The 15322-nt window shown below is 79.3% G+C and carries 17 protein-coding genes; 7 read left to right on the plus strand and 10 right to left on the minus strand.

Going from position 1 to position 15322, the window contains the following annotated elements; all coding sequences use genetic code 11:
* The first annotated feature begins 33 nt into the window (after positions 1-33).
* Positions 34-198, plus strand: a complete 165-nt coding sequence (locus ACI8AK_RS08100; RefSeq protein WP_387987299.1) for a hypothetical protein — start codon at positions 34-36, stop codon at positions 196-198.
* A 41-nt stretch (positions 199-239) separates the two neighbouring features.
* Here the strand turns inward: ACI8AK_RS08100 and ACI8AK_RS08105 are convergent, their stop codons facing one another.
* From ACI8AK_RS08105 to ACI8AK_RS08115, 3 genes are read right to left on the minus strand one after another with little or no spacing between them, the layout of a single operon-like run.
* Positions 240-1016: an adenosylcobinamide-GDP ribazoletransferase gene (locus ACI8AK_RS08105; RefSeq protein WP_387987297.1), complete on the minus strand. Its 777-nt coding sequence runs from the start codon at positions 1014-1016 to the stop codon at positions 240-242.
* Positions 1013-1534 carry a bifunctional adenosylcobinamide kinase/adenosylcobinamide-phosphate guanylyltransferase gene (cobU, locus tag ACI8AK_RS08110; RefSeq protein ID WP_387987295.1) on the minus strand — a complete coding sequence of 174 codons (522 nt, stop codon included), beginning with the start codon at positions 1532-1534 and terminating at the stop codon, positions 1013-1015. The genes ACI8AK_RS08105 and cobU overlap by 4 nt, the downstream gene beginning before the upstream one ends.
* A complete protein-coding gene (locus ACI8AK_RS08115; protein ID WP_456955796.1) occupies positions 1534-2094 on the minus strand; it encodes a histidine phosphatase family protein in 561 nt (186 codons plus the stop codon). The genes cobU and ACI8AK_RS08115 overlap by 1 nt, the downstream gene beginning before the upstream one ends.
* Before the next feature lie 64 nt (positions 2095-2158).
* Here ACI8AK_RS08115 and ACI8AK_RS08120 point away from each other — a divergent pair, with 64 nt between their 5' ends.
* Positions 2159-2947 carry an oxidoreductase gene (locus ACI8AK_RS08120; protein WP_456955798.1) on the plus strand — a complete coding sequence of 263 codons (789 nt, stop codon included), beginning with the start codon at positions 2159-2161 and terminating at the stop codon, positions 2945-2947.
* A 45-nt stretch (positions 2948-2992) separates the two neighbouring features.
* Positions 2993-3982: an aldo/keto reductase gene (locus ACI8AK_RS08125; protein WP_387987291.1), complete on the plus strand. Its 990-nt coding sequence runs from the start codon at positions 2993-2995 to the stop codon at positions 3980-3982.
* A gap of 26 nt (positions 3983-4008) precedes the next feature.
* Here the strand turns inward: ACI8AK_RS08125 and ACI8AK_RS08130 are convergent, their stop codons facing one another.
* Positions 4009-4866: an HAD family hydrolase gene (locus ACI8AK_RS08130; protein WP_387987289.1), complete on the minus strand. Its 858-nt coding sequence runs from the start codon at positions 4864-4866 to the stop codon at positions 4009-4011.
* A 127-nt stretch (positions 4867-4993) separates the two neighbouring features.
* On the opposite strand from ACI8AK_RS08130, the gene ssd reads away from it, so the two are divergent.
* The 4 genes from ssd to ACI8AK_RS08150 are packed head-to-tail and all read left to right on the plus strand — an operon-like array spanning position 4994 to position 8728.
* Positions 4994-6073 carry a septum site-determining protein Ssd gene (gene ssd / locus ACI8AK_RS08135; protein ID WP_456955800.1) on the plus strand — a complete coding sequence of 360 codons (1080 nt, stop codon included), beginning with the start codon at positions 4994-4996 and terminating at the stop codon, positions 6071-6073.
* Complete coding sequence (locus ACI8AK_RS08140) at positions 6070-7209, plus strand: TadA family conjugal transfer-associated ATPase (protein ID WP_456955802.1); 1140 nt, start codon at positions 6070-6072, stop codon at positions 7207-7209. Before ssd ends, ACI8AK_RS08140 begins: the two co-directional genes overlap by 4 nt.
* On the plus strand, positions 7206-8000 hold the full coding sequence (locus ACI8AK_RS08145) for a type II secretion system F family protein (protein ID WP_456955804.1): 795 nt from the start codon (positions 7206-7208) through the stop codon (positions 7998-8000). Before ACI8AK_RS08140 ends, ACI8AK_RS08145 begins: the two co-directional genes overlap by 4 nt.
* On the plus strand, positions 7997-8728 hold the full coding sequence (locus tag ACI8AK_RS08150) for a type II secretion system F family protein (protein WP_456901745.1): 732 nt from the start codon (positions 7997-7999) through the stop codon (positions 8726-8728). Before ACI8AK_RS08145 ends, ACI8AK_RS08150 begins: the two co-directional genes overlap by 4 nt.
* An 18-nt stretch (positions 8729-8746) precedes the next feature.
* On the opposite strand, the gene ACI8AK_RS08155 is transcribed toward ACI8AK_RS08150, so the two are convergent.
* From ACI8AK_RS08155 to ACI8AK_RS08180, 6 genes are all read right to left on the minus strand, one after another.
* The gene (locus ACI8AK_RS08155) at positions 8747-9481 is read right to left on the minus strand and encodes a PIG-L deacetylase family protein (protein ID WP_387987281.1); all 735 of its coding nucleotides are present in this window, start codon (positions 9479-9481) and stop codon (positions 8747-8749) included.
* 130 nt (positions 9482-9611) lie between these two features.
* The gene (locus ACI8AK_RS08160; protein WP_387987279.1) at positions 9612-10343 is read right to left on the minus strand and encodes an HAD family hydrolase; all 732 of its coding nucleotides are present in this window, start codon (positions 10341-10343) and stop codon (positions 9612-9614) included.
* Positions 10340-11491, minus strand: coding sequence for a non-hydrolyzing UDP-N-acetylglucosamine 2-epimerase (gene wecB / locus ACI8AK_RS08165; protein WP_456955806.1), 1152 nt, complete (start codon positions 11489-11491; stop codon positions 10340-10342). The genes ACI8AK_RS08160 and wecB overlap by 4 nt, the downstream gene beginning before the upstream one ends.
* Entirely contained in the window at positions 11488-12549 is a 1062-nt protein-coding gene (locus ACI8AK_RS08170) for an ATP-grasp domain-containing protein (protein WP_387987276.1), read from the minus strand. Before ACI8AK_RS08170 ends, wecB begins: the two co-directional genes overlap by 4 nt.
* Positions 12546-13727 (minus strand): hypothetical protein, encoded by a 1182-nt coding sequence (locus ACI8AK_RS08175; protein ID WP_456955808.1) that lies wholly within the window; start codon positions 13725-13727, stop codon positions 12546-12548. The genes ACI8AK_RS08170 and ACI8AK_RS08175 overlap by 4 nt, the downstream gene beginning before the upstream one ends.
* Positions 13724-15154: a glycosyltransferase gene (locus tag ACI8AK_RS08180; protein WP_456955810.1), complete on the minus strand. Its 1431-nt coding sequence runs from the start codon at positions 15152-15154 to the stop codon at positions 13724-13726. The genes ACI8AK_RS08175 and ACI8AK_RS08180 overlap by 4 nt, the downstream gene beginning before the upstream one ends.
* Positions 15155-15322 lie beyond the last annotated feature (168 nt).

Raw genomic sequence — 15322 nt, forward strand, 5'->3', positions numbered from 1 at the left:
CGCGCCGCCGCCGGCCGCGCCACCGGACGCGGGATGGGGCGGGGCACCGCCGGGCGCGGCATGCCGTCCGGCCGCGGCATGGGGCGCTCGCGGATGGCGACCCCGACGCCGACCCGGCGCTTCGGCCGCGGCACGCCGACGACCGCCGCCTCCGGCGGGCTGGGCCGCCTGCTCGGCTCGCTGACCGGCCGCCGCTGAACCGCGGGGGCTGAAGCCCCCACGGACAGCACCATCCGCCGCTAGGGCACCGAGGCGGCGGCGACCAGCAGGACGACGGTCGCTGCCGCCTCGCCCATCGCGCCCATCACGTCCCCGGTGACGCCGCCGAGCCGGGCCGTCGCGCGGGCGTGGACGAGCTCGGCCGCGAGCAGGCCGGCCACCGCGGCCCCGCCCAGCGCCGCCGCGGTCCCCGGGCCGCCGGCCGCCCACCCCGTCGCGGCGGCACCGCCGACCACGAGCAGCCCCCACCCCGCGAGCCAGGGCGCCGACACCGTGCCGGCCACCGCCTGCCCCAGCGACGACCCCTCGGCCGTCGGCGTGCCGGGCAGCCCGGTGCGGGCCATCGCCAGCCGCGCCACGACCACCGCCGTCCACAGCGCGAGCCAGCCGCCGTCGGCCGCCAGCAGCGCCGCCCCCGCCGCCGCCTGCAGCAGCAGGGCGAGGACCAGCGTCACCACCCCGAACGGGCCGACGTCCCCCTGGTGCATGACCTGCAGCGCCCGCTCCCGGCCGCGCAGCGGACCCAGACCGTCGGCGGTGTCGGCCAGCCCGTCCAGGTGGAGCGCCCGGGTCAGCCAGGCGAGCACGGCGAGCGCCGCCACGGCACCGGTCAGCGGGGACACCAGGTGCGCGCCGAGCACGCCGACCCCGGCCGCGACCCCGCCGAGCGCCAGCCCGACCAGCGGCGCCCACGGCAGCACCCCGCGGGTGGACGTCGTCCCGGCGGCGGGGACGCGGACCACGGTGAGCAGCGCGACCGACTCCAGCGGGCCGGCCCACCTCGGCCGGTGCGTCACCGCAGCCGCTGCGGCAGCCCGGCGACGACGAACCACACCTCGTCGGCGGTGCCGGCCAGTCGCTGGTTGACCTCGCCGAGGGTGTCGCGGAACAGCCGGCCCGCGCGGGACTCCGGCACCACGCCCAGACCCACCTCGTCGCTGACCGCCACCACGTGCGCCGGGGTCATCGCCCAGGCGTTGACCAGCGCGTCGACCCGCCCGGCCAGCCGGTCGAGGGCGGCGGGCCCGTCGGTCCACACGCCGGTCTCGTCCATGAGCGCCGCGACCCACGTGGTCACGCTGTCGACCAGCACCGTCCCGCCGCGCAGCAGGTCGCTGGGCGCCGTGGTCTCCAGCGTCGTCCAGCCGGCCGGCCGGCGGGCGCGGTGCGCGGCGACCCGCCGGGTCCACTCGGCGTCGTCCGGCGCCGGTGCCGAGGTGGCCAGGTAGACGACGCCGGGCCGGTCGGCCACCAGCGACTCGGCGTGCGCCGACTTCCCCGACCGCGACCCGCCCAGCACCAGCACCCGCGCCATCAGCCGACCGCCCCCGCGAGCTGCAGCCGGGTGACCGTGCCGTTGTGCGGCGTCACAGCCGGCATCTCCGCGGGGCCCAGCCCGGCGGCGACCGCCCGGGCGGCGCGGATGGTGTCGCCGTGGGTGACCAGCGCGACGACCTCCGCCGGCGGGTCCGCCCGCAGCCGGCCGAGGAGGGCCGCGACCCGGGCGTGCAGGTCGGCCAGGCTCTCCCCGCCCTCGGCCGCCCAGCGCGGGTCGGTCCAGTCGACGACGTCCCACAGCTCCCGCGACGGCCGCCCCTCGAGCACGCCGTAGCCCTGCTCGCGCAGCGCCGGCGTGGTGGTGAACGCCAGACCGGTCGCGGCGGCGCAGTGCTCGGCGGTCTGCACCGCCCGCAGCAGGTCGCTGGACAGCATCGCGCCCGGCCCGAGCGCCGCGAGCTCGCGGGCCGCGGCCCGCGCCTGGTCGTGTCCCCGGTCGGTGAGCGGGACGTGCGCCGTCTGGCCCTGCATCAGCCCGGCGGCGTTCCAGGTGCTCTGCCCGTGCCGGACGAGGAGGAGGGTGAGCGGGCGGGCCATGGTGGTCGCCGAGCGTAGGGCAGGCGGGCGCGGGCCCCGGGGCCGGTGCTCGTACCGTCGGGACGTGACCATCCCCGTCCGTCCCGGCGCCGGCCGTCCCGCCGCCGCGCCGACCGGCCCCGACCCGCTGGCCCCGCTGCTCGATCTCCCCGGGGTCCGGGAGGCCGCCGACGCCGCCCGCGCCGGCATCGACCGGCTGCTGGCCCACCGGCTCATGCGCAACCGGTCGGCCGAGGTCAGCACCGAGTCGGCGCTGCGCGGGGCCCGCGCGTCCGCGGCCCTGGACGGCGTCGACGTCCCGCTGGCCGACCTGCGCGCGGGCTCGGTCGACGACCCGGTCGTGCAGGGCTCGCTGCGGGTGTCGGTGGGGCTGGGCTCGCTGGTCGACACGTGGGCGAAGGCCCCCGGGCAGGTGCTCGCCCGGCTGCACGTGCTGGCCGCCGCCGACCTCACCGACCGCGCCGGTCTCGGCCGCCCCGGCCCGCACGCCGGCCCGCGGCTGACCGGCCTGTTCCAGGTGGTGACCGGCACCTCGACCGTCCCCGCGGTGCTGGTGGCCGGACTCGTGCACGGCGAGCTCGCGGCCCTGGCGCCCTTCGGCACCGCCGACGGCGTCGTCGCCCGGGCGGCCGCCCGGCTGACCACCATCGGCCGCGGCCTGGACCCCAAGGCCGTGTCGGTGCCCGAGGTCGGCTTCGTCGAGCTGGGCGCCGACGCCTACCGCGACCGGCTGGCCGGCTACGCCGCGGGCGGACCCGACGGCGTCGCCGCCTGGCTGGTGCACTGCTGCCGCGCCACCGAGCTCGGCGCCCGCGAGGGGCTGGCCATCGCCGAGGCGATCCTGCGCGGCTGACCGGCCCGCCCTGCGCCCGGTGCGGGCGCGGCGCACAGTGAGGGGATGCGCCACCTCGACGTCGACGGGCTCGGCCGGGTCAGCCGGATCGGGCTGGGCACCTGGCAGTTCGGGTCCCGCGAGTGGGGCTACGGCGAGGGCTACGCCGAGGGCACCGCGCGTGACGTCGTCCGCCGGGCGCGGGACCTCGGCGTCACGCTGTTCGACACCGCGGAGATCTACGGCTTCGGCCGCAGCGAGCGCATCCTCGGCGAGGCGCTGGGGGAGGAGCGCGGCGAGGTCGTCGTCGCCTCGAAGGTCTTCCCGGTGGCGCCGTTCCCGCCCGTGGTCCGGTCCCGGTTCGAGGGCAGCGCCCGGCGGCTGGGCCTGACGCGGATCCCGCTGTACCAGGTGCACCAGCCCAACCCGGTCGTCCCCGACAGCGTGGTCATGCCGGGCCTGCGGCAGCTGCTCGACGAGGACCGCATCGGCGCCGCCGGCGTCTCGAACTACTCCCTGGCCCGCTGGCGGGCGGCCGACGCGGCGCTGGGCCGGCCGGTCCTCACCAACCAGGTGCAGTTCTCCCTCGTCCGGCCCGGGGCGCTCGAGGACCTGGTGCCCTTCGCCGAGCGCGAGGGGCGCGTCGTCATCGCCTACAGCCCCCTGGCGCAGGGCCTGCTCGGCGGCCGGTACGGCGTGGAGAACCGGCCCGGCGGGGTGCGCGCGGCCAACCCGCTGTTCGGCACGGAGAACCTGCGGCGCGCGCAGCCGCTGCTCGACGTCCTGCGCGAGGTCGCCGCCGCGCACGGGGTCCGGCCCGGGACGATCGCGCTGGCCTGGCTGGTCTCGCTGCCCCGGGTGGTGGTCATCCCCGGCGCCTCGAGCGTGGAGCAGGTGGAGGCCAACGCCGCGGCCGGCGACGTCGACCTGCGGCCCGACGAGCAGGCGGCGCTCACCGCGGCGGCGCGCGCGTTCACCCCGGTGTCCGGCGTCCGCACCCTGGTCGACGGCGTCCGGGAGCGGGTGGACGGGCTGCGCGGGCGGCTGGGCGTCTGAGCGGGCGAGGCCCGATCGGGGGGCGCTCAGGCGCCCCGGCGCCGCCACCGGGCGGCGGCCGGGGCCGCCGCGGTCGCAGCGGCCGCCACGGCGGGCACGGTGCGCAGCGACCGCCGCCGCGCGTACCAGGCCAGCCCGGCGACCGCCGCGCCCACGCCCATCGCGGCGCCGGTGACCACCGGCGCCGGCGGCACGGCGAAGCGCGAGCGCATCGACACCGGCCGGGTGAACTCCAGCACCGGCCAGCCGCGCTCGGCGGCCACCTTGCGCAGCGCCCGGTCGGGGTTGACCGCCGTCGGGTGCCCGACCGCGGTGAGCATCGGCAGGTCGGTGACCGAGTCGCTGTAGGCGTGGCAGTCGGCCAGGTCGTAGCCGTTCTCGGCGGCCACCCGCCGCATCGCCTCGGCCTTGTTCTCCCCGTACGCGTAGAACTCGATCTCGCCGGTGTAGCGGCCGTCGACGGTCACCATCCGGGTGGCCACCACCCGGTCGGCGCCGAGCATCTCGCCGATCGGCTCCACCATCTCCGCGCCGCTGCTGGAGACGATGACGATCTCCCGCCCCGCCGCCCGGTGGGACTCGATGAGGTCGGCCGCCTCGGCGTAGACCAGCGGGTCCACGACCTCGTGCAGCGTCTCCCGGACGATCTCGTGCACCGTCGCGACGTCCCAGCCGGTCGCCATGTCGGTGATCTGCGCCCGCATCCGCTCCATCTGCTGCGCGTCGGCGCCGGAGAGGGAGAAGACGAACTGCGCGTAGGCGCCCTTGAGCACGGCGCGGCGGTTGATCAGCCCGCCCGCGAAGAAGGGACGACCGAAGGCCAGGGTGCTGGACTTGGCGATGACGGTCTTGTCCAGGTCGAAGAACGCCGCGGCGTGCGTCACGGTTCACGACTGTAAGCGGACGTCCCGGGTGTGACGGGTCTCGCAACTCCGTCCACACCCTTTCGGGTCGTCCACAGTTGCCCGGTCCGGCACGCGCGCACCGGCCGTCCGCGATGGGCTCCGGCGCGTGCCCCCGCGTCCGGTCCCCCCGCCGTCCCGTCCGCTGGTCGTCTGCGCCGACGAGGACCTCCTCGACGACGTCCTGCGCGTCCTCGCCGCCGCCGGCACCGAGCCCGAGGTGGCCACCGGCGGGACGGCGCTGCGCCGCGCCCACCGGGACGCCGCGCTGGTGCTGCTCGGCGCGGACGTCCTCGACAGCCCGGCGGTGCGCGCCCTGCCCCGCCGCCCGGGCGTGGTCGTCGTCGCGCCCAGCGCCCTGCCGGCGCCGGCCTGGGCGGCCGCGGTGGAGCGCGGCGCCGAGCGCGTCGCCGTGCTGCCCGACGACGAGGCGTGGCTGGCCGCCCGGGCGGGGGAGGCGGGGCGGTCGCCGGTGGCGCGCGGCTGGCTGGCCGTCGTCGGCGGCAGCTGCGGCGGGGCGGGCGCCAGCACGCTGGCCACCGCCCTCGCCGTGGCCGCCGCCAGGCGCGAGGGCGTCCTGCTGGTCGACGCCGACCCGTGGGGCGGCGGGCTGGACCTGCTGCTCGGCGCCGAGGACGCCGAGGGGCTGCGCTGGCCGGAGCTGACCGGGGTGCGCGGCCGGGTGGACGGGGACGCGCTGCTCGCCGCGCTGCCCACGGCCGCCGGGGTGCACGTCCTCGCCGCGGCGCGCGACGACCCGGCGCCGGTGCCGGCCGAGGCGCTCGCCGCCGTCGTCGACGCCGCGCGGGACCGTGGGCTGCCGGTGGTGGTGGACCTGCCGCGCACGGCGGCGCCCGACCCGGCGGCGGAGGCGGTGCTGGCCGAGGCCGACCTGGCGCTGCTGGTCGTGCCCGCCCGGCTGCGCGCCGCCTCGGCCGCCCGGGCGCTGGTGGCGGGGGCGCCCTGGTCGGCAGCCCGGCTGGTGGTGCGCACCGTCCCGGGCGGCCTGTCCGCCGCGGAGGTGGCCGCCGTGGCCGGGCGGCCGGTGCTCGCCGAGCTGGGGCACGACCGCGGCGCGCTGCCCCGGGGCGAGCGCGGCGAGCCGCCGTCGGTGGCGCCGCGCAGCCCGCTGGGCGCGCTCGTCCGCCGGCTGCTCGGTGAGCTGTCCCGGCCGGAGCGGGCGGCGTGAGCGGCCTGCCGCTGGTCGAGCGCGTGCGCGCCCGGCTGGCGCTGGAGCCGGGGCCGCCGAGCCGGGCCGCGGTGGCGGCGCTCGTGCGCGAGGAGGCCGGCCTGCTCGGCGAGACCGACGTCCTCGCCGCGGTGCGTGACGCGGTCGCCGAGCTGGCCGGAGCCGGGCCGCTGGAGCCGCTGCTGCGGGCGTCCGGCGTCACCGACGTGCTGGTCAACGGCCCGGCCGAGGTGTGGGTGGACCGGGGGAGCGGCCTGGAACCCGCGGACGTGCGGTTCCCCGACGAGGACGCCGTCCGCCGCCTCGCGGTCCGGCTGGCCGCCAGCGCCGGGCGCCGCCTCGACGACGCCGCGCCGTGGGTCGACGCGGGCCTGCCCGACGGCACCCGGCTGCACGCGGTGCTGCCGCCGGTCTCGGCCGCGGGCACCTGCCTGTCGCTGCGGGTGCTGCGGCGGTGCTCCCTCGGTCTGGCCGAGCTCGCCGCGCGCGGGACGCTGCCGGGGAGGTCGGAGGCGCTGCTGCGGGCGGTGCTCCGGCGGCGGCTGGCCTTCCTGGTCACCGGGGGCACCGGGTCGGGCAAGACCACGCTGCTCTCGGCGCTGCTCGGCGAGGTGCCGCCGGGCGAGCGCGTGGTCCTCTGCGAGGACGCGCCGGAGCTCACCCCGGCGCACCCGCACGTCGTCCGGCTGCTCACCCGCCCGCCGAACGTGGAGGGCGCCGGGCAGGTGACCCTGCGCGACCTCGTGCGCCAGGCACTGCGCATGCGGCCCGACCGGCTGGTGGTCGGCGAGGTCCGCGGCGCGGAGGTCACCGACCTGCTGGCCGCGCTCAACACCGGGCACGACGGCGGCTGCGGCACCCTGCACGCCAACCGGCCGGGGGAGGTGCCCGCGCGGCTCGAGGCGCTGGGCGTGGCGGCCGGCCTGGACCGGCGGGCGGTGCACAGCCAGGCCGCGGCCGCGCTCGCGGTGGTCGTGCACCTGCGGCGCACCCCGGCGGGCCGCCGGGTGGCGGAGGTCGGGGTGGTGCGCCGCGACGGCGACCTCGTGGCCGTCGACGCCGGTTGGCGGGCCGACGGCGGCCCGTGTCCCGGCGCGGACCGGCTGGCCGCCCTCCTCGACGGCGGGACGGCGTGACCGCGGCGCTGGCGGCGGGCGCCCTGGCGCTGCTGCTGTGGCCCGGCGGGGCGGCCCGACGGCGGGCGCGGCTGCGCCGGCTCACCGGGGCGCGCCGCCCGGTACGGGGGCCGCTGGTCGCGGCTCCGCGGTCCTGGCCGGTCGTCGCCGCGGTCGCGGGAGCCGCCGCCGGGGCGCTGGCCGGCCCGCCGCTGGTCGCCGTCCTGGCCGGTGCGGCCGCCGCCGGGGCCGCCCGGGCGGGTGCCCGGCGGCGCGCGCTGCGCCGGGACGAGCAGGACCTCGACGTCCTCGCCGACGCCCTGGCCGCCCTGGCCGCGGAGCTGCGCAGCGGCCGGCCGCTCGATGCGGCGACCGCGGCGGTGGTGGCGGTGGTCCCCGATCCCGACGGCGCCCGGGCGCTCGCCCGTGCCCTCCGTGCGCCGGCCACCGTGCCGGCGGAGGCGAGGTCGGAGCTCGGCCGGGCGCACGGGCGGCTCGCGGCGGCGGTCGAGCTCAGCAGCCGGACGGGGTGCTCGCTGGCCGCCGTCGCCGGGGCGGTCGAGGACGACCTCCGGGCCCGCCGGCGTCAGCGGGAGGAGCTGCGCTCGGTGACCGCCGGACCGCTGGCCAGCGCCGCGCTGCTGGCCGGGCTGCCGCTGCTGGCGCTCGCCATGGGCAGCGGCATCGGCGCCGACCCGTGGGCGGTGCTCACCACGACGGTGCCCGGGCAGGCGTTGCTCGTCGCCGGGGTGGCGCTGGAGGCGGCGGGGCTGGCCTGGTCGGCGCGGCTGGTCCGGCGGGCGCTGCGGTGAGCGCCGCGGGAGCCCAGGCGTCGGTGCTGCTGGCGCTCGCCGGCGCGCTGGCCGCGTGGCCGACACCGGCGGTGCGCCGCACGGCCCGGCTGCGTGCCCTCGGCGCGCCCGCCGTGCCGGAGCGGCCGCCGGAGGGGACTCCCGGCCCGCTCCGGCGGCTGGTGCTCCCCGTCCTCGCCGGTGCCGCCACGGCCCTGCTCGTCGGCGGCGCGGCCGGGGTGGTGCTGGGAGCGGTCGGGGCGGTGCTCGCCGACCGGTGGCTGCGGCGGGCGCCCGGCGCGGGGCCGGCGCCCGCGCCGCTGGCCGCCGACCTGCCGGTGGCCTGCGACCTGCTCGGTGTCTGCCTCGGCGCCGGGCTGCCGGTCGGCGCGGCGCTCGCCGCGGTGGCGGCGGCCGTGCCGGGACCGCTGGGTCCCGCGCTGGCCGACGTCGCCGGCCGGCTGCGTCTCGGGGCCGCGCCCCGCACGGCGTGGCACGACGTGCCGCCCGAGCTGGCCGGGCTGGGCCGGGTCCTGGTGCGCGCGGGGGAGTCGGGAGCGGCGGCGGTGCCGGCCCTGCGCGTGCTGGCGGCGGAGGCGCGGACGGCCGCGCGGAGCCGGGCCGAGGCGGGCGTGCGCCGGGCGGGGGTGTGGGTGCTCGCGCCGCTCGGGCTGTGCTTCCTGCCGGCGTTCGTGTGCCTGGGCATCGCGCCGATGGTCATCGGCATCGCCGGCCAGGTGTTCGGGTGACTCCGGGGGTGAGGGCCGTCAGCGGCGGCCGGCGGGCATCGCGGAGGTGTGGGCCGGCACGAGCGCCCAGGCCGCGGGGACCGACGCGGGGACCGCCGGCGCGGCCGGGGCGAGGTCGAGCACCATCCGCGTGGGCTGGAAGGCCTCGGCGTAGCCGATGCGGGCCTGCGCGCCCCAGTGGCGGGCGGAGGCCACGACGGCGTCCGGCTCGACCATCGCCGAGCGCTCCACCTGGGAGGCGTGCGCGGCGAGGGCGTCGAGCTTGCCGGCGAGGTGCGCGGTGACGTCGACGTACACGCTCGGCGCGAAGGCCAGCGTGGAGGGGCTCTGGTAGTGCAGGACCCGCGGCAGGCGCCGGGCGGCGCCCAGGGTGGCGGCGGCGATGGCGCGGTGGTCCTGGTGGCTGTCGTCGGGGGCGTGCACGTAGACGAGGTCGGCGGCGGTCTCCCGCAGCACCTGCTCGATGCGGCGGACGGTGCCCGAGTCGGCCACGACCTCGCAGTCCCGCAGCCCGCCCCAGGCCAGCCGCGCGCCGATCAGCTCGGCCGCGCGCTGCTGCTCGGCGCGCCGGCCGGCGATCTGGCCGTCGTCGCCGGGGCCGTTCTCGCCCCCGGTCATCACGAGCATGGTCACCGTGTCCCCGGCCGCCACGTGCGCCATCAGTGCGCCGCCGCAGCCGAGCTCGATGTCGTCGGGGTGGGCGCCGATGGCCAGGACGCTGCGCCCGGGGCCCCTCGTCGTCGTGCCGTCCACGGCCGCCGTCCTCTGCTCGCCAGGGGCGGCCTCCCCGCCCGACACCTGTCCATCGGCGCCGCCGGCGGCGCCCTCCAGCGTGGCGACCGGACCTCCCCCGTCGGGGGGAGATCCGGTGGTGCGCAACCCGTCAGACGGCGACGGCCCGGGCTGCCACCGCGAGGGCGAGCTCCGCGGCCTCGGGGAACGAGCCGGTCGCCGCCCACGGGGCGGGGACGTCAGGCGCCGCCGCGTACTCGCCCTGCCGGACGCGGATCGCCCGCGCGCCCACGGCCGCGGCGACGGCGACGTCCTTGCCGGGGCGGTCACCGATCACCAGCACCCGGTCGGCGGGGACGCCCAGGCGCGCGGCGAGGGCGAGCAGCCCCTGCGGGGCGGGCTTGCGCGCGGCCCGGCCGCCGAGGGTGTCGGTGACCAGCACCGCGGTCAGCAGCGGGCCGAGCCCGGTCGCGGCGAGCTTGGCCGCCTGGATGGCCGGGTTGCCGTCGGTGAGGCAGCCGACCGGCACGGCGCCGGCCAGCGCCGCGAGGGCCTCGCGGACGCCGGGGTAGGGATCCAGCCGCTCCGGCGCGCACGCCGTGAACGCGGCGACCAGCGGCGGCACGAGCCGGGCCAGGGCGCCGGCGGGCACCCCGGCGGCGAGCAGCGCGCGGTCGATCGTCCCGCCGGCGTCGGACCCGGCCGCCAGCTCCGCGACGAGCGCCGCGTGCACCGCGTCGCCGTCCAGCCCGGCGGCGCCGGCGGCGGTCCCGACGGCCGCCGCGGCCGCGGCCAGGTAGGCGGCCTGCGGGTAGAGGGTGTCGTCCAGGTCGACGACGACGGCCAGCGGCGGCGGGCCGTCCCACCCCGGCACGGTGCTCACCAGGGCAGCCGGCCGTCGGTGAAGTCGGGCTCGCCCAGCGCCAGCAGGGCGTCGGTGGCCTCGTCGGCGAGGACGGCCGCCACCTGCGGTCCGGTGGTGCCGTCCCCGTAGGGGCAGGGCAGGCCGGCGGCGCGGGCCTGCCCCGCAGCGCTGGTGTGCGCGGCGGCCGCGGCCAGGACGGCGTCGGCGGCGCAGTCGTCGGCCAGGCCGGCCAGCGTGGTGGTGCCGGCCTCGACCCCCTCCCACCGCGGCGTCGAGCCGCGCAGCACGACCACCGGGACGCCCAGGTAGGCGGCCTCCTCCTGGATGCCGCCGGAGTCGGTGACCGCCAGCCGGGCCGAGGCCAGCGCGGCCAGCAGGGTGTCGTGGTCGACCGGGCCGCTGCGGGTGATCGCCGGGTGGTCGAGCTCGGCGTCCATGCCGGCGTCCGCCAGGCGGGCCGCGGTCCGCGGGTGCACCGGGAAGGTCACCGGCCCGACCCGGTCGGCCAGCGCGCGGACGACGCCCACCAGGCGCTCGAGCCGCACCGGGTCGTCGACGTTGGTGGGGCGGTGCGCGGTCACCAGCACGCCGGACCGCTGCGCCACCGGCACCGGGCGGACTCCGCGGGCGACGAGCGTGTCCACCACCGGGTTGCCGACCACGAACACCCGCTCGGCGGGCACGCCCTCGGCGGCGAGGAACGCCGCGGCCCGCCGGGTCGGGGCCAGGTGCAGGGCGGCCACCGCCGCGGCCACCCGCCGGTTGACCTCCTCCACGCTGCGCGGGTTGAGGCTGCGCAGCCCGGCCTCGAGGTGGGCGAACGGCACGCCGGCGCCGCGGGCGGCCAGCGCGTAGGCGGGCACGGTGTTCGTGTCGCCCAGCGCCAGGACCACGTCGGGCCGGAACCGGGCCACCGCCCGGGCGGCGTCGGCGTGCAGCGCGCCGTACCGGGCGGCGGGGTCGTCGGCCGGCAGCACGAACCGGCAGGTGGGCGCGAGGCCGAGGGTCTCCTGCAGCCGGGTGGAGAGCGCGGGGTCGGTGTGCTGGCCGGTGTCCACGACGTCGACCCGGTGTCCCGCGGCGGTCAGGGCGGCCACCACCGGGGCGAGCTTGACCACCTCGGGGCGGGTCCCGAAGGGCACCAGGACGTGCCTGCGGCGGCTCACGCGGACACCGCCTGCGCGGCGCACGGGTCGGTCACCGGGGTGCCGTCCTCGGCGGTGTAGGTCTCGGCGAAGTAGCGGCTCATCCGCACGCCCGGGGTGAACCACAGGTGCGGCAGCCGGGCCTGCGGGTCGCGGATGCCGGTGAGGTGGGCGCTCACGACGTCGGCGCCGGCGGCCAGCGTCAGCGGCAGCCCGCCCGAGAACCGCGGGTTGATCTCGACCACGGTGGCCCGGCCGTCGTCGCCGACGAAGCCCTGCACGTTCGCCGGGCCGGTCAGCCGCACCGCCTCCAGCGCGCCGGCGACCACGTCGGTGACGGTGGGGGAGTCGAAGGTGGTGCCCTTGACCGAGATGCCGGCCCGGGTGTCGTCGCGCCAGCGCGGCACCACGGTGAGCAGCCCACCGTCGCGGCCGACGAGGGCGTCGGCGGTGAACTCGCGCCCCTCGAGCCGGGTCTGCGCGATGAGCGAGGCGTCCTCGGCGAGGGCGTCGGCCACGGCGGAGCGGGCGTCGAGCAGCCGGACGCCGCGGCTGCCGCGCCCGGCGCGCGGCTTGACCACCCACGGGCCCGGGACCCGCACCAGCCCGGCGGGGGTGTCGGTGGTCGCGGGATGGGGGACGCCGGCGTCGCGCAGCGTGCGGGCGAACGCGGCCTTGTCGCAGCACAGCTCCACGCTGTCCGCCGACGGCAGCCAGGTGGCCACCCCGGCCGCGGCCAGCTGCTCCGCGCCGGCGATGAGGGCGGGCAGCTCCTCGGCGACCGTGCCGATCAGCGCGTCCGCGCCGTGCGTCGTCGCGAGGGACACGAGGGCGTCGACGAAGCGCACGTGGTCCGCCCGGGGGACGACCGCGCCGACGGTGGCCAGCGCCGCGCCGGCGGCGGTCCAGTCGGCGTCCACGCCGACCACCCGGTGACCCAGGGCGACCAGGCGGCGGACGACCGCGACCCCGGCCGGGCCACCCGCCCCCGTGACGAGGACGGCGGGGCGCGCCGCGTCCGGGTCGGCGTGCCGGCCGCCGGACGGGGGCGCGGGCGCGGGGTGCAGGGTCGAGGTCACCGGGGCGTCTCCGAGTCGTGCGGGCGGGCGAAGCTGGCGGGGTGCGGGGCAGCGGGACCGGGCGCCGGCGCGGGAGAGGCGGCTGGCGGCGCGGCCGGGCGGCCGGTGGGCGGCACCGCGATCCGCGCGACCGGGACCGTCGGCTGCGCCGGAACCGGCCGGGAGGACAGGCCGTCGTCGACGGCCGGCCGGGCCAGCAGCCACCCCCGCGCCCACAGCCGCAGCGCGGCCACCCGGGTGTCGGTGACCGGCTCCCACTGCCGCGCGGCGACGCACTCGGCCAGGCAGTCCAGGACCGCGAGGTCGGTCTCGTAGGTGGCCACGGCCACGAGCGAGGCGCCGTGCGCGCCGAGGCCGTCGGCGGCCAGCTCGCGGACGCGCTCGGCCCGGTGGTCCGGGGGCAGGTGGCCGAGCCGGTAGTCCACGCGCGCGGACTCGCGGCGGGCGGCCAGCCAGGCCGACAGCCGGCGGGGGTAGACGTGGCGGTGCAGCAGCCCGGTGACCGTGGTGCGCCGCCGCCGGGCGCGCCGCTCGTCACCCTCCGGGTCGCGGTAGCCCAGGCCCGGACGGGCCCAGCTGTCGGGACGGCGGGCGGTGTGCCGGCCCGATACGTCCTGCTCGGCACGCTCGAGGGCCGGCAGGGTGATCCACACCATGAGCAGGAAGCCGCCGAGGGTGGCGACCAGGTTCCACACCGTGCCGACCCAGTCGTGGAAGAGGACCAGCGCACCCTCGCCCCACAGCAGGCCCGCCCCCGCGGACAGCAGCAGCCGGCCGTGGTTGAGCAGCAGCAGCGCCGCGACGGCGACCAGCAGCCCCCCGACGGCGTGCAGCTTGCGGCTGCGCAGCACGACCGCGGTCAGCGCGGTCAGCCCCAGCACCGACAGCACCGACGAGCACGACGCCGTCACGACCGCGTCGATGATCCCGCCGTCGCCGGGGAAGAGCAGCACGTGCTGCGGCAGCACGCCCGAGACCTGGCCCGGTGCGATCCAGCCGAGCACCGTCGCCACGCCGGCCGCCTCGACCACCTGGAGCGGGCCGGACAGGTGGCGGAAGCCGAGCACGCAGATCACGGCGGCGAGCGCGAGGTCGAGCAGCACCGGCACCAGCCGGCGGTTCGTCCCCCGCCATGCCCGCCGGCGGACGGGCGGAGCCGCGAGGCCGGCGGCGCTCACCGCTGCTCCCCGGGGGTGGCGGCGAACGACGGCGGCCGGCCGGCGAGCTCCGCCGCGACGGGATCGGTGGCGGCCACCGCGACGGCAGGTGCTGCCGGCAGCACGGTCGAGGTGGCGCCGGACCGGCTCGTCTTCACCCAGCTGTAGGGCCGCCCGAGCATCCCGTCGACGTAGGCACGGGACGTGATCCAGATCGACAGCGCGAACGCGGGCAGGAAGCCCAGCAGCCGCCAGGCCGACCGCCGCTCCACCCGGCCGACCAGCAACCCGACGCACAGCTCGGCGAGCGGGCCGATGAACAGCAGCATCGACAGCGGCAGCAGCCCGACGACCGGCAGGTCCCCGATGCCGAACGCGCGCAGGACGGTGAGCAGCAGGCCCAGCCCGGACAGCATCGGCACGTGGTAAACGCCGAGGAACAGCGTCGTCTCGACCTTCTCCAGCGGGGACAGGTGCGGCGAGCGCACCAGCGGCCGCCAGTGGTCGCGCAGGCACTTCTGGTGGCCGCGGGCCCAGCGGTAGCGCTGCTTCCAGAACCGCTGGGCGCTGACCACCGCCTCCTCGAAGTCGATGGCCGAGACGTCGTAGCGCACCCGCTGCCCGGCCATGAGGACGCGCAGCGTGAGGTCGGTGTCCTCGGTGACCGTCTCGGGGTTCCAGCCGCCGAGCGCGCGCAGCGTGCTCATCCGCACCGCGCAGTTGGCGCCGCCGTAGGCGGGCAGCTCGAACAGCGCCTGGCGGCCGTACTCGTTGACCAGGTAGCCGGAGAGGTAGTCGACGAAGACGACGCCGGCCATGGAGGAGTCCTTGCCGTTGCGGATCACGCACCGGCCCATGACCGCCCCGACCACCGGGTCGCGGAAGTGCCGGACCAGCCGGCGCAGCGATGAGGGCTCGGGCTCGTGGTCGGCGTCGAAGACCAGCACGACCTCGGCGTCGACCAGGTCGAGGGCCTCGTTGAGCGCGCCGGACTTCCCCCCGCCGGCGCCGGACGGCCGGTGCAGCACGCGCAACCGCGGCTCGCGCGCGGCCCACGCGTCGAGCTTCGCGCCGGTCGCGTCGTCGGACCCGTCGTCGACGACGACGAGCGTGAGCCGGTCGGCCGGGTAGTCCAGCGCGAGCAGCGCCGACACCATCCCGTCCACGACGAGCTCCTCGTTCTTGCAGCCGACGAGCACCGCGACCGGCGGGGTGTAGGTGTCCAGGCCGACGTCGGCGGCGAGCAGGTCGCGCTCGGCCCAGCGGGCGGCCGCGACGGCGAAGGCGAGGTGCCGGCAGAAGTAGACGCCGAACACCACGTTGAGCGCACCGGCGACGACGCCGAGGGTCGGGTCGAGCCCGAACGCGACGGCGGCGGCGGCGAGGGCGACGACGTAGCCGGCCAGGACGAGGGGGCGGCCCTCGGGGCGGTCGGTGCCGTGCGCCACGGGTCCTCCTCCCGGCCTGCCGGTGACGCGTCCGCGCCACCTCCTCGCTGATTCGGCATCTGCCGGCACCACCTGAAGCGGAAGCGCCGACACCCGCCGCAGCGCCGTCCACAGGCGGCCCGCCGTCCACAGCCTGCGGGTGGACGCCGGCGGGAGCGCCCGGCGCGG

Source organism: Geodermatophilus sp. SYSU D00867, from assembly GCF_054050315.1.